This window comes from Streptomyces sp. NPDC127190, from assembly GCF_042672505.1.
GTDB lineage: Bacteria > Actinomycetota > Actinomycetes > Streptomycetales > Streptomycetaceae > Streptomyces.
In genome coordinates this window covers 101,276-113,926 of record NZ_JBHXVE010000027.1, presented here as the reverse complement: position 1 = coordinate 113,926, position 12,651 = coordinate 101,276, and the positions used below count along the sequence as shown (strand labels likewise).

The 12,651-nt window shown below is 72.3% G+C and carries 9 protein-coding genes; 6 read left to right on the top strand and 3 right to left on the bottom strand.

Annotated elements, in window-relative coordinates; genetic code table 11:
• The first annotated feature begins 383 nt into the window (after positions 1–383).
• Positions 384–833, top strand: coding sequence for a PTS glucose transporter subunit IIA (locus ACFVIU_RS31715; RefSeq protein WP_385846740.1), 450 nt, complete (start codon positions 384–386; stop codon positions 831–833).
• Between the two features lie 79 nt (positions 834–912).
• Positions 913–2,583 (top strand): phosphoenolpyruvate--protein phosphotransferase, encoded by a 1,671-nt coding sequence (gene ptsP, locus ACFVIU_RS31710; RefSeq protein ID WP_385846739.1) that lies wholly within the window; start codon positions 913–915, stop codon positions 2,581–2,583.
• A 103-nt stretch (positions 2,584–2,686) separates the two neighbouring features.
• Here ptsP and ACFVIU_RS31705 read toward each other — a convergent pair whose 3' ends face one another.
• The gene (locus ACFVIU_RS31705; protein WP_385846737.1) at positions 2,687–3,580 is read right to left on the bottom strand and encodes a hypothetical protein; all 894 of its coding nucleotides are present in this window, start codon (positions 3,578–3,580) and stop codon (positions 2,687–2,689) included.
• A gap of 208 nt (positions 3,581–3,788) precedes the next feature.
• Positions 3,789–5,756, bottom strand: coding sequence for an acetoacetate--CoA ligase (locus tag ACFVIU_RS31700; protein ID WP_385846736.1), 1,968 nt, complete (start codon positions 5,754–5,756; stop codon positions 3,789–3,791).
• A 214-nt stretch (positions 5,757–5,970) separates the two neighbouring features.
• Between ACFVIU_RS31700 and ACFVIU_RS31695 the strand changes: the two genes are divergently transcribed.
• On the top strand, positions 5,971–8,331 hold the full coding sequence (locus ACFVIU_RS31695; protein ID WP_385846734.1) for a glycoside hydrolase family 31 protein: 2,361 nt from the start codon (positions 5,971–5,973) through the stop codon (positions 8,329–8,331).
• A 10-nt stretch (positions 8,332–8,341) separates the two neighbouring features.
• On the opposite strand, the gene ACFVIU_RS31690 is transcribed toward ACFVIU_RS31695, so the two are convergent.
• A complete protein-coding gene (locus tag ACFVIU_RS31690) occupies positions 8,342–8,878 on the bottom strand; it encodes an NUDIX domain-containing protein (protein WP_385846733.1) in 537 nt (178 codons plus the stop codon).
• Positions 8,879–9,104: 226 nt separating this feature from the next.
• On the opposite strand from ACFVIU_RS31690, the gene ACFVIU_RS31685 reads away from it, so the two are divergent.
• From ACFVIU_RS31685 to ACFVIU_RS31675, 3 genes are all read left to right on the top strand, one after another.
• On the top strand, positions 9,105–9,551 hold the full coding sequence (locus tag ACFVIU_RS31685; RefSeq protein ID WP_385846732.1) for a Zn-ribbon domain-containing OB-fold protein: 447 nt from the start codon (positions 9,105–9,107) through the stop codon (positions 9,549–9,551).
• Positions 9,548–10,738 carry a lipid-transfer protein gene (locus ACFVIU_RS31680; protein ID WP_385846730.1) on the top strand — a complete coding sequence of 397 codons (1,191 nt, stop codon included), beginning with the start codon at positions 9,548–9,550 and terminating at the stop codon, positions 10,736–10,738. The genes ACFVIU_RS31685 and ACFVIU_RS31680 overlap by 4 nt, the downstream gene beginning before the upstream one ends.
• 143 nt (positions 10,739–10,881) lie before the next feature.
• On the top strand, positions 10,882–12,531 hold the full coding sequence (locus ACFVIU_RS31675) for a GGDEF domain-containing protein (RefSeq protein ID WP_385846729.1): 1,650 nt from the start codon (positions 10,882–10,884) through the stop codon (positions 12,529–12,531).
• Positions 12,532–12,651: the final 120 nt, after the last annotated feature.

Below are 12,651 nucleotides of genomic sequence, written 5' to 3'. Positions count from 1 at the left end.
GGCGTTGATTTTTGGCACGCTGTTGAGTTCTCAAGGAACGGTCGCTTCCTTTGTACTCACCCTCTCGGGCTTTCCTCCGGGCGCTTCCCTTCGGTGTTCCAAACTCTATCAGGGTTTTTCCGGCCCTCTGACCACCCTGCTGCGGACATGCAGAAGGGGATCCAGAGTTAGGATCCGACGAGTTTGGGTACTGCCGAGCGTGGTCGCTTTCGCGCCCCTCCGCCTCAGCAGGAGTTACGAATGTACACCCAGCCCGGAAGACGGTGCAAATCCATGAGGTTGGTGGTCTAGACCACTTCCTGGTAGCTTCCAGACGGAACGGCCCCTTCATATGACATACGCTGCTGCTCAGTGCCGGCAGCTCCACTCCTTGGAGGCTTCCCATGACCACCGTGACGTCCCCGCTCGCTGGACGCGCCATCGGACTGGCCGCCGTGCCGGATCCGGTCTTCTCCGGGGCCATGGTCGGCCCGGGCACTGCCATCGACCCGGTGCGCGAGCCCTCCGAAGCCGTGGCGCCCGTGGACGGCGTCATCGTTTCTCTGCACCCGCACGCGTTCGTCGTGGTCGACGGGAACGGACACGGCGTCCTTACGCATCTCGGCATCGACACCGTGCAGCTCAATGGCGAGGGCTTCGAGCTGCTCGTCAACAAGGGCGACACCGTGGCCCGGGGGCAGGCAGTCGTGCGCTGGAACCCCGCCGCGGTCGAGGCGGCCGGCAAGTCGGCGGTCTGCCCCGTCGTCGCGCTCGAGGCCACGGCCGAGGCCCTCTCCGACCTGCGGGACAGCGGTGATGTGAAGGCCGGCGACAGCCTCTTCACCTGGAACTGACGGCAGTGCCGTCGTGATGACGGCACACAGGACAACCATCGCGGCGGCGGGACCCGCCGCACTATCGGAGACGGGTGAGATGGAGACAACGCTGCGAGGCGTCGGCGTGAGCCATGGCGTGGCGATCGGCGAGGTTCGGCACATGGGTACGGCGGTGCTGGAGCCGCCCGCCAAGCAGATCCCGGCGGAAGAGGCCGAGCGGGAGCAGGGGCGCGCCCGCCAGGCCGTGGACGCGGTGGCCGCCGACCTGATGGCGCGTGGCAACCTGGCCGGTGGCGAGGCCCAGGCGGTGCTCGAGGCGCAGGCCATGATGGCCCAGGACCCCGAGCTGATGGCGGACGTGGACCGGCGGATCGCCGTCGGCAGCACGGCCGAGCGTGCGGTGTACGACGCCTTCGCCGCGTACCGGGAGCTGCTGGCGGCTGCCGGTGAGTACCTCGCCGGCCGGGTGGCCGACCTCGATGACGTGCGGAATCGTATCGTCGCCCGGCTACTGGGCGTGCCGATGCCGGGCGTGCCGGACAGCGACGAGCCGTATGTGCTCGTGGCGCGGGACCTGGCGCCTGCGGACACCGCCCTGCTGGACCCGTCTCTGGTGCTCGGTTTCGTGACCGAGGAGGGCGGGCCGACCAGTCACAGTGCGATCCTGGCGCGGGCGCTGGGTGTGCCGGCCGTCGTGGCGCTGCCGGGGGCCGGTGAGCTGGCCGAGGGCACGGTCGTCGCGGTGGACGGCAGCACGGGTGATGTCTTTGTGAACCCGAGCGAGGAGAAGAAGGCGGCCCTGGAGGCCGCAGCTGCCGAGCGCAAGGCCGCGCTGGCCGCCTCGACCGGTCCGGGTGCGACCGCGGACGGGCACAAGGTGCCGCTGCTGGCGAACGTGGGCGGCCCGGCGGACGTCCCCGCGGCCGTGGAGGCCGGGGCCGAGGGCGTGGGTCTGTTCCGTACCGAGTTCCTGTTCCTGGACGACAGCAAGAGCGCTCCTTCCGAGGAGAAGCAGGTCGAGGCGTACCGGCAGGTGCTGGAGGCGTTCCCCGAGGGCCGTGTGGTCGTGCGGGTGCTGGACGCGGGTGCGGACAAGCCGCTGGACTTCCTGACTCCGGCGGACGAGCCGAACCCGGCGCTGGGTGTGCGGGGTCTGCGGACGCTGCTCGACCACCCCGAGGTTCTGCGTACGCAGCTGACCGCGCTGGCGAAGGCCGCCGAGGGTCTGCCCGTCTACCTCGAGGTGATGGCGCCGATGGTGGCGGACCGTGCGGATGCGAGGGCGTTCGCCGACGCGTGCCGTGAGGCGGGGCTGCGGGCGAAGTTCGGTGCGATGGTGGAGATCCCGTCGGCCGCGCTGCGGGCGCGCTCGATCTTGCAGGAGGTCGAGTTCCTGTCGCTGGGGACCAATGACCTCGCGCAGTACACGTTCGCGGCGGACCGGCAGGTGGGTGCGGTGTCGCGGTTGCAGGATCCGTGGCAGCCGGCGCTGCTCGACCTGGTGGCGATGGCTGCCGAGGCGGCCGGAGCCGAGGGCAAGAGCTGTGGTGTGTGTGGCGAGGCGGCGTCCGACCCGCTGCTGGCGTGTGTGCTGACCGGTCTGGGTGTCACCTCCCTGTCGATGGGTGCGGCGTCGATTCCGTATGTGCGGGCGACGCTGGCGAAGTACACGCTGGCGCAGTGCGAGCGTGCCGCGGCTGCCGCGCGGGCGGCGGACAGCGCCGCGGATGCGCGCAGTGCGGCGCAGGCGGTGCTGTCCGGCGAGTAGTCGGTCGGGCCGGTGTGCCGGGGTTTCAGGGGCGTCCCGCCTTCGGGTGGGACGCCCCTGGCGTGTCCGGGCTGGTGGGGCCGGGCGGGTCTGCGCTGGGTGCTCAGTGGCGGTGCTCGGCGGCTGTGCCTTCCGTTCCGAGGTCCGGGGGCTCGCCGTAGTCGACGCCGGACTCCGGTGGGATGAGGTCGCCGGAGATGGCGTCGGTGCAGTAGGCGTCGAAGACCTCGGAGGCGGTGAGGGGCTCCAGGCCGCCAGCGCGCAGTCGCCAGCCGTAGACGCGGTCGGGGTTGCCGGGCGCGGTGGTGCGCAGGACCAGTCCGCCGGGGCTGCGGGTGGCGAGGCCGAGGGCGAGGACGCTGGTGAATTCCAGGGCCTCGGCCTCGTCGAGGTGGAGGGCGCCCTGCTGGTCCTGGTCGGCGTGCAGGGCGGAGATGAGGGTGTCCGGTGGTCCGGAGACGCTGCACACGAGGTGCCGGTCGCCGGCCGGTGCGGTGTCGAGGATGCGGACCAGGAGTTCGGAGGCCCGGGTGAAGGCGGCCCTGCCGATGTCCTCGCCGCAGGTCGGGCAGGGGCCGAGGCGGGTGAGCAGGGTGCTTGCGTACTCCCAGGTGGCTTGGCGTACGGCTTCGTCGACGAGGGCGGGCAGGAGGGTGGCGAGTGGGCGGCCGTCGTAGGGGATGGTGGGGCCGGTGGCCGCGAGTTCCGCGGTGAACCGGGTCCGGCTGGCGGGCTGGTCGGGGTCGAGGCCGGTGTCGGCGCAGAATGCCGCGTAGTCCTCGGGGTCGAAGAGGGCCAGGGTGGTGTGGCTGCCCTGGGCGGCTCGGGTCTTGAGGAGGGCCTCCACCTGTCGGAGGTAGGTGCTGTGGTCGTCGAAGGTGAAGCTGCGGTAGCGCCGCATCGCCCGGAAGTCGTGTTCGTCGGTGAGCAGGCCGATGGTGCCGGCGATCTCGCGGCGCAGGACGCGTCGCATGCTCAGGTGGTCGGTGTGCGCCATGATTCCCCCAGTGCGCAGTCGATCAATGCTCACTCACCGTAACCGACGGCACTGACAACGGGGACGGCTGAAGCCTGTCGCGGACCAGGCGGTGCGGGTTTACGCAGGTCACGGCGGTAGCGGCACCGAGGAGCCGTCCGGGCGAGTGGACGGCTCCCGATGACGGTGGTGACGCCGAGTGGGCCGATGGGGCGCTGGGTCCGGGGAATCAGGCGCGCTTGCGAGCCAGTTCCTCGTAGAAGCCGAGCAGGGCGAGGTTGTCGATGGACCCCGGGTTGACCGCCTTCTCCAGGGGGGTGCCCTGGAGAAGACGCTTGACGGGGACCTCGATGCGCTTGCCGGTGAGGGTGTGCGGGACGCCGGGTACCTCGATGATCTCGTCGGGTACATGGCGCGGTGAGAGCTGTTCGCGGATGGCCTGCTTGACGCGGTTGAGGAGTGCCTCGTCGAGGACGGCGCCCGGTGCGAGATGGACGAACAGCGGCATCCAGTAGCCGCCGTCGGGCTGTTCGACGCCGATGACCAGGGATTCCTTGATCTCCGGCAGACGTTCGACGACCTCGTAGATGTCGGCGGAGCCCATGCGCACGCCCTGCCGGTTGAGGGTGGAGTCGGAGCGGCCGTGGATGATCACGGTGCCCCGGGTGGTGAGGGTGATCCAGTCCCCGTGGCGCCAGACGCCGGGGTAGGTGTCGAAGTAGCTGTCGTGGTAGCGGCTGCCGTCGGGGTCGTTCCAGAACCGGATCGGCATGGAGGGCATGGGGTTGGTGACGACCAGCTCGCCGACCTCGTCGAGGAGGGGCTTGCCGCTGGGGTCCCAGGACTGGAGGTCGGTGCCGAGGCCGGGCGCCTGGAGTTCGCCCGTGTAGACCGGGAGGGTCGGTACGGCTCCGGCGAAGCAGGAGCAGACGTCGGTGCCGCCGCTGACGGAGGCGATCCACAGGTCGTCGCGGACCTCGTCGTGCAGCCAGCGGAACCCGTCGGGCGGCAGTGGCGAGCCGGTGGTGGCGACGCACTTCACCGTCGAGAGGTCGAAGTCGCGGGCGGGGTGGACGCCGGCCTTGCGGCAGGCCATGACATAGGCGGCGGAGGTGCCGTAGAGGGTGGCGCGGGTGCGTTCGGCGATCCGCCACTGGGCTCCGGTGTCCGGGTAGCCGGGGCTCCCGTCGTACAGGACGATCGTGGTGCCGGTGAGCAGGCCGGAGACGAGGAAGTTCCACATCATCCAGCCGGTCGAGGTGTACCAGAAGAAGCGGTCCTCGGGGCCGAGGTCGCAGTGCAGGCCGAGCTGCTTGAGGTGCTCGACCAGGATGCCGCCCTGGGACTGGACGATGGCCTTGGGCAGGCCGGTCGTTCCCGAGGAGTAGAGCACCCACAGCGGGTGGTCGAAGGGCACCTGCTCGAAGACGGGCTCGGTGTCCCGGGCGGTCAGCGCCGACCAGTCCAGGGCGTCTTCGGGTGCCGGGGTGCCGAGGAGCGGGATGTGGACGACGGCGCGCAGGGTGGGCAGTTCGCGGCGCAGCTCGGCGACGGTCTCGCGGCGGTCGTGTTCCTTGCCGCCGTAGCGGTAGCCGTCGACGGTGAAGAGGACGACGGGTTCGACCTGCTGGAAGCGGTCCAGGACGCTGCGGGCCCCGAAGTCGGGGGCGCAGGAGGTCCAGACGGCGCCGACGGCGGCTGTGGCCAGGAGGGCGACGACGGCCTCGGGGATGTTGGGCAGGTAGCCGCTGATCCGGTCGCCGGGGCGGACGCCGAGGGCGCGGAGTTCGGCGGCGAGGGAGCCGACCTGGCGGCGCAGTTCGGACCAGGTCACCGGGCGCGGTTCGTGGGTCTCGTCCACGTGGAGGAGGGCGGGTTCGTCCGCGCGGTCCGCGGCGGCGCGCAGGGCGTGTTCGGCGTAGTTGAGGGTGGCTCCGGGGAACCACTGGGCGCCCGGCATGGCCCGGTCGCCGAGCACGCGCGCGTAGGGGGTCGAGAACCGTACGTCGAACCACTCGGTGACGGCTTTCCAGAAGGTCTCCAGCTGGTCGACGGACCACCGGTGCAGAGCCGGGTAGCCGTCTTCGGCGGGGGCGCCGTGGTGTTCGGCGGCCCATGCCTGGAAGCGGGTGATGCGGGCCTGGGCGATCCGCGCGGGATCGGGCTGCCAGAGCGGCTGAGGATTCGCGGTCGACATGGGGGCGGCTCCCGGGCTGTGCGCGTCGTGTGCGTCGTCCGCGCACGGGCTGGGGTGTGCGCGTGACACGGCTGACAGGGACGATGCCATGTGATCGACTTCTGCACCAGGGTGTGCCCCACATAGTCCCCCTCTTGAAGATGTGGTGCCAGCACGGGTGAACGGCAGTTGAACGACACGCGCGGGCGGGTCGCGGGGTGGCAGGGTGAGCAGCATGGACGGTCGTGACCTGGTGCGTTCGGTGAGTGTGGTTGGTTCGGGGAGGGCGGTTCGGGGGTTGCGTACCGTACGGGCCGCGTGGCGCAGGAGGCGGATCGATGCCGCCGGGCTGCCGCGGCGGGGGGCCGAGCGGGCGCGGGTCCCGGGTCGGGTGGAGGCCGTGGAGCCGGGGCCCGGGGGCGGGGTGATCCGGTTCAGCCGGTCCGAGCTGCGGATCACCGTGGCGGTGAACGGGGCGGTGTTCTGGGGGTGGGACGGCGCCGACCCGCATCCGTCGTACGCGCTGGCCGGGAAGTGTCCCGAGCCGGATCCCCGGGCGGTGCTGGAGCCGGACAAGGACGGCGGCTGGCGGGTCGTGGCCGAGCGGGTGACGGTGGTGGTCTCGCGGCACGGCGCGGTGGAGGTGTGCACGCCGGGCGGTGTGACCTTGCGGCGGGATCTGCCGCCGCGCTGGTGGGAGCCGGTGGGCGGGGGCGCGGCGCGGTGGATGCAGCGGTCGGAGGTGGCGGCGGACGCCCGGTTCTTCGGGCTGGGCGGACGGGCGTCCGGGCCCCGGCTGCGGGACGGGGCGTACCGGTTGTGGAACACCGATCCCGGGCGCGCGTTCGGCCCGGCTGACGATCCGCTGTATCTGACCATGCCGGTGCAGCTGGTGGTCGCGGACGCCGGCACGCATCTGGTGTTCCACGACACCACGTGGGACGGCGTGGTGGTCCTGCGCGAGGGCGAGGAAGGCGCCGGGTCCGGGCACGACCGGGCGGGACGCTGCGAGGTGCGGATGGACGGCGGTCCGCTGCGCTGTTGGGTGATGGCGGGGACTCCCGCGCGCGTGCTGCACACGTGGGCCTCGCTGACCGGGGCGCCCGCGCTGCCGCCCGCGTGGGCGCTCGGTTACCAGCACGCGCGGTGGGGCTTCGGCAGCGAGCAGGAGGTGCGTCGGATCGTCGCGGGCTACCAGGAGCGTGATCTGCCGCTGGACGCGGTCCATCTGGACATCGATCACTACGACGACCATCAGGTGTTCACCGTCGACCAGGAGCGCTTCCCCAAGCTGCCGGTGCTCGCGGAGGAGCTGCGCCGGGACGGGATCCGGCTGGTGTCCGTCGTGGATCCGGCCGTGAAGGCGGCGGCGGGCAATGCCGTGTACGACAGCGGCTCCGCCCTGGACGCCTTCGTACGGGACGCCACGGGGCGCGAGGTGCGGGGCGTGGCGTGGGCCGGAGAATCGGTTTTCCCGGACTTCACGCGCGCGCGTGTGCGCGCGTGGTGGGGCGGGCTCTACGAGGAGCGGCTGGGCCAGGGGTTCGCCGGGTTCTGGCACGACATGAACGAGCCGACCTCGTTCAACGCCTTCGGTGAGTCGACGCTGCCGCGCTCGGCCCGGCACGCGCTGGAGGGGCGTGGGGGCGACCATCGGGAGGCGCACAACGTGTACGCGCTGTGCATGGCCCGGGCGGCTTACGAGGGACTGCGCGAGCTGTCGCCCCAGGAGCGGCCTTTCCTGTTCTCCCGCTCGGGCTGGGCGGGCATGCAGCGGTACGGCGGCACCTGGTCGGGGGATGTGGCGACGGGCTGGCCAGGGCTTCGGGCGTCCCTGTCGCTGGTGCTGGGGCTCGGGCTGTGCGGGGTGCCGTACTCGGGTCCGGACGTGGGCGGGTTCGACGGCAGTCCGTCGCCCGAGCTGTATCTGCGGTGGTTCCAGCTGGGCGCGTATCTGCCGCTGTTCCGCACCCATGCGGGCCTGCGGGCCGGGCGGCGGGAACCCTGGGAGTTCGGTGCCGAGGTGCTGGAGCACGCGCGCGTGGCGCTGCTGGAGCGCCGGCGGCTGTTGCCGTATCTCGTGACGGTCGCGCATCTCGCCCGGCGGACCGGGGCGCCGTATGTGCGCCCGGTGTGGTGGGGGGCGCCGGAGGACCGGGCGCTGCGGGACTGCGAGGACACGTTTCTGCTCGGCGACGGTCTGCTGGTCGCTCCGGTGCTGGAGCCGGGGGCCGTCCGGCGTGCGGTGCAGCTGCCGCGGGGCCGCTGGTACGACACGGCGACGGAGGCGGCGTACGAGGGCCCGGCGCAGGTGCTGGTGGACGCGCCGCTGTCCCGGATACCGGTGTTCGCGCGCGCGGGATCGGTGATTCCGGTGCGCGAGGCCGACGGTGCGCCGGCACTCGAGGTGTGGGCGCCGGCCCGTGGCCGGACGGGGGGCGGGCTGGTCGTGCCGGACGCGGGCGACGGGTGGGACGAGCCGGAGCTCGAACGCTACGCCGCCCGCTGGCAGGGCCGGCGGGTGGTGGTCACCAGGGAACGCGAGGAGGGGGCGGCCGAGCCGGATCGCCCCGTTCGCGTGCGGGGGCTGGGGTGAGCCGCGCGGCTCAGACGTACCGGCCCTCGAACCAGGCCCGCACGGCTGCGGTGTGCAGCGGGAACGCCAGTTCCTCGGGCCTGCGCAGCAGGTGCCAGCCCTCGGTCTCGTCGGTGGGGCCGGAGGGCGGCAGCCCCTCGGCCGGACGCTCCGGGAGGAGTCCGAAGAGCAGCAGATGGCCGTCGGGTGAGCTCATGGCGTCGACGAGCCGCACGTCGCGGGCGGCGGCGTCGATCCCGGTCTCTTCCTTGAGTTCACGGACGACGGCCTGTTTCCAGTCCTCCCGGTCGTCGATGTAGCCCCCGGGCAGGGCTGTGCCTCCGCGCGCGGGTGCGATGGTTCGCGTGATGACGACCAGGGACGTGCCCCTGGTGTCGTACACGGGCTGGAGCGCGATCGCGACCGGCAGCGGGTTGCGGTAGGCGACGCCGCCGCAGGAAGGGCAGGTGCGCGGCCAGCCGATGACGCCCTCTCCATAGGGCGCTCCGCAGCGCGAACAGTGGGAGTCCGGTACGGAGTTGGCAGTGGGTTGCTGAGTTTCGGACACGCGCGGACTGTATCCGATCAGAGGAAGGGCGTCTTCCGGTCGCGGCATGCCGAGAAACGAAGGGCACGCGCGAGGGGCGGCCGGAATCACCCCCGTCGACCCCGGCCGCCCCTCCTGTACCAGGACGCCGGGAGCGGACGTTCGGTTCACACGGGCGCCCTGCCCTTTTACTGCCTTCCGTGGCAGACTTCTGACGCTTCGTCAGATTCCTCGGTGGGGAGGGATTTTGCCACGCAGACACACGCCCGAGGTGGCCGGATGGTTCACCGGTGAGGGTGACGGCTTCCGGCTGCTGGGCACGCGCTGCTCGTCCTGCGCCTCGGTCTTCTTCCCGCGCGAGGACGGCCACTGCCGCAACCCCTCCTGCCCGGGCGGGACGCTGGAGGAGGTGCCGCTGTCCCGGAGGGGGCGGATCTGGTCGTACACCGACAGCCGCTATCGGCCACCGTCACCCTATGTGAGCAATCCGGAACTTCCCTGGGTGCCGTACGCGTTGATCGCGGTGGAGCTGGCCGCCGAGCGGATGGTGGTGCTGGGGCAGGCGGCTCCCGGGGTCACCGTCGCCGATCTGACGGTGGGCATGGAGGTCGAGGTCGTCGCCGGGGTGCTCCACGAGGACGCGGAGACGGCCTGGACGACCTGGCAGTGGCGGCCGACGGGGGTGGCGGTGTGACCAAGGACGTGGCGGTGCTCGGCGTCGGCATGCACCCCTGGGGCAAGTGGGGGCGGTCCTTCGTGGAGTACGGGACGGCGGCGGCCCGTGCGGCTCTCGCGGACGCCGGTCTGGACTGGGCGGACGTCGGCTCCGTCGTCGGCGCGGACACGGTGCGTGGCGGCTATCCCGGGTATGTGGCCGGTGCGACGTTCGCCCGGGCTCTGGGCTGGCAGGGGGCGCGAGTCTCCAGCGTGTACGCCGCCTGCGCGTCCGGGGCGCAGGCGATCGCCACCGCGCGGGCGCAGATCCTCGCCGGGCTCGCGGACGTCGTCCTCGTCGTGGGCGCGGACGCGGCGCCGAAGGGGTTCTTCCGGCCCGCCGGCGGTGATCGTCCGGACGACCCGGACTGGCTGCGCTTCCGCCTGCTGGGCGCGACCAATCCGGCGTACTTCGGGCTGTACGCGCGCCGGCGGATGGCGGTGCACGGCGACACGCCGGAGGACTTCGCCCTGGTGAAGGTGAAGAACGCGGCCATGGGAGCGCTCAACCCGTATGCCCGCTACCGCAAGCGGGTCACCGCCCAGGAGGTCGCGGCCTCGGCGGTGGTGGCCGATCCGCTGCGACTGCTGGACATCTGCGCCACCTCCGACGGCGGCGCGGCCCTGGTGCTGTCCGGCATGGACTTCGCCCGGCGGCACGGCGCGGACCGGCCGGTGCGCATCCGCGCGGTGTCGACGGTGACCCCGCGTTTCCCGAACCCGGTGCTGGACCTGCCGGACATCGCCACGGACTCCGCTGTCGCCGTCGAACCGGCCGGCGAGAGCTTCCGGGCGTCCATCGCCCGGACCGCGTACGAGGAGGCAGGCATCGGCCCCGAGGACCTGTCCGTGGCCGAGGTGTACGACCTGTCCACCGCGCTGGAGTTGCAGTGGTACGAGGATCTGGGGCTGTGTGCCGAGGGGGAGGGCGCGAAACTGCTGCGGGAGGGCGTGACGGCCCCGGGCGGCCGGACACCCGTCAACACCAGTGGCGGTCTTGCCTCCTTCGGGGAGGCGGTGCCGGCGCAGGCCCTCGCCCAGGTCTGCGAACTGACCTGGCAGCTGAGAAGCGCGGCGGGCGACCGCCAGATCGCTGGTGCGCGCGTGGGGATCAGCGCCAACCAGGGGCTCTTCGGGCATGGGTCGGCGGTGATCGCGGTGAGATGAGAGAGGGCGCGAGCTTGCGTCATGTGACTGCGGTGGCGGCTGTGACCCATGTGTTTGCCTACGCTCCGCGGTCACCTCGGAATGCTGCGTGAACGTCTTATGAACTGCGCCTGGGGGTACGCCCGCGGAGCCATCATGCTCCCGTGCACTCCTGGACGGATAATCTCCGCTTCGCCTTCCAGCCGGTGGTCAACCTGAGGACGGGCGTGGTCGCCGCTCTGGAGACGCTCGCCCGCCCGGAAACCGGTGACGTCCTTTCCGAGGCCCGCCGCGATCCGGACCTCGACGCGAAACTCGCCGTGCTGGCGCTGCGCGCGGCGACGCGGAAGGAGACGCTGCTGCCGCTGCACCTCAACGTGTTCGCGGCCACGCTCGCCGATCTCGGCGGCCTCACCCCCCTGCGGGACGCCGTTCGCGCGGCGGGGCGCATGCCCTGGGAGGTGACCCTCGACATCGTCCCGCCCTGCACGCACGTGCCGCAGCGGGCCCTGCTGGAGGCGGTGGCCGCGCTGCGCGAGCAGGGGTTCCGGATCAGCGCCGACGGGATCGGGGACGGCGACGTCCCGCTCAGGCTGCTCACCGACCTCGGCCCGGACCTGGTCAAGCTCGACGCCTCTCTGCTGGCCCGGCCGGCCGCCGTACGGGCCATGCGCACCCTGTGCGAGGAGCTGGGCGCCCTGGTGGCGGTGGAGGGCGTGGAGACGGAACTCCAGTACGCGTCCGCACTGTCGGCCGGCGCGCAGCTGGCACAGGGAGAGCTGTTCGCGCCGCCGGCGCGGATCCCCGCGGCGGACGTGTACATTCCGGCCCACTCCCCCGCCGTCCTGGCCACCCCCCGGTCGGGGCCGTCGGTGCGGGAGTTCGTGCGGCCCGCCGCCGTGCTGCCGGTGACCGCGGCGGCGGGGCAGGTGCGGGCGCTGCTCACCGGGTCACCGGACGTCTCCGGTGTGCTGCTGGTGGACCAGGCCGGCCGGCCCGTCCGGTCGGTGCACCGCTCACGCTTCCTGCTGTCGATGTCCGGCCGCTACGGGCATGCGCTGTACGCGGACCGGCCGGCCTTCAAGCTGGGCGACGTGCCGCGCACGGTGGGCATCGACGCCACGGCGTGGGAGGTGCTGGACGTGGTGGCGGTCGGCGGCCGGGACCGGACCTCCGACGACGTCGCCGTGGTCGACGCGCGCGGCCGGTGTGTGGGGGTCGTACGCCTCGCCGACCTGGTGCGGGCACTGGCGGAGAGCCGGGTCGAGGAGGCGGCCGGTCTCAATCCGCTGACGCGGCTGCCCGGTTCGGACGTGATCACGAGCGAGGTGGACCGGCGGATCGCGGACGGGCGGACGTTCGCGCTCAGCTGGCTGGACATCGACCACTTCAAGCAGGTGAACGACGGTGCCGGTTTCGCCGCGGGCGACGAGCTGATCCGTTCCCTGGGGCGGGCGCTCACGCAGGCGGCCGCGGGCCACGCGCGCGTGGGTCACATCGGCGGGGACGACTTCCTCGTCCTGGCCGACGAGGAGGCGCTCGAACCGCTGGTGACCGCCGTGCTCGACACATCCTGGTCCGCCGGCGGCCGGCCGGTCACCCTCTCGCTGGCGACCGTGGTGTGCGCTCCGGACAGCGTGCGGGACCACCGGCAGGCCGCCGCCCGGCTGGCTCCGCTGAAGCAGACGGCGAAGGCCCTGGCCGGGATGAGCTGGGTGCTCGGGCGCGCCGGGCTGCCCGGCCACGAGGTCCGGCGTGGCAGCCCGGCAGCGGCTCCGACACAGACCGGGTACGCGACGGCCGAGCCGGGATGACGAACCTCCTTGCACGGCCCACCCGTTGGCGGCCTCCGGGGTGCGGTCCGGGCCGGGGCGCCCGCTGTCACCGTCGCCGTCGACAGCCTTGACGCCCCCGTGGCACCGGTGAACACTTCC

Excerpts from the sequence above, each read along its gene's own strand:
- ACFVIU_RS31715 (WP_385846740.1), top strand. The coding sequence starts at position 384 with ATGACCACCGTGACGTCCCCGCTCGCTGGACGCGCCATCGGACTGGCC.
- ptsP (WP_385846739.1), top strand. The coding sequence starts at position 913 with ATGGAGACAACGCTGCGAGGCGTCGGCGTGAGCCATGGCGTGGCGATC.
- ACFVIU_RS31705 (WP_385846737.1), bottom strand. The coding sequence starts at position 3,580 with ATGGCGCACACCGACCACCTGAGCATGCGACGCGTCCTGCGCCGCGAG.
- ACFVIU_RS31700 (WP_385846736.1), bottom strand. The coding sequence starts at position 5,756 with ATGTCGACCGCGAATCCTCAGCCGCTCTGGCAGCCCGATCCCGCGCGG.
- ACFVIU_RS31695 (WP_385846734.1), top strand. The coding sequence starts at position 5,971 with ATGGACGGTCGTGACCTGGTGCGTTCGGTGAGTGTGGTTGGTTCGGGG.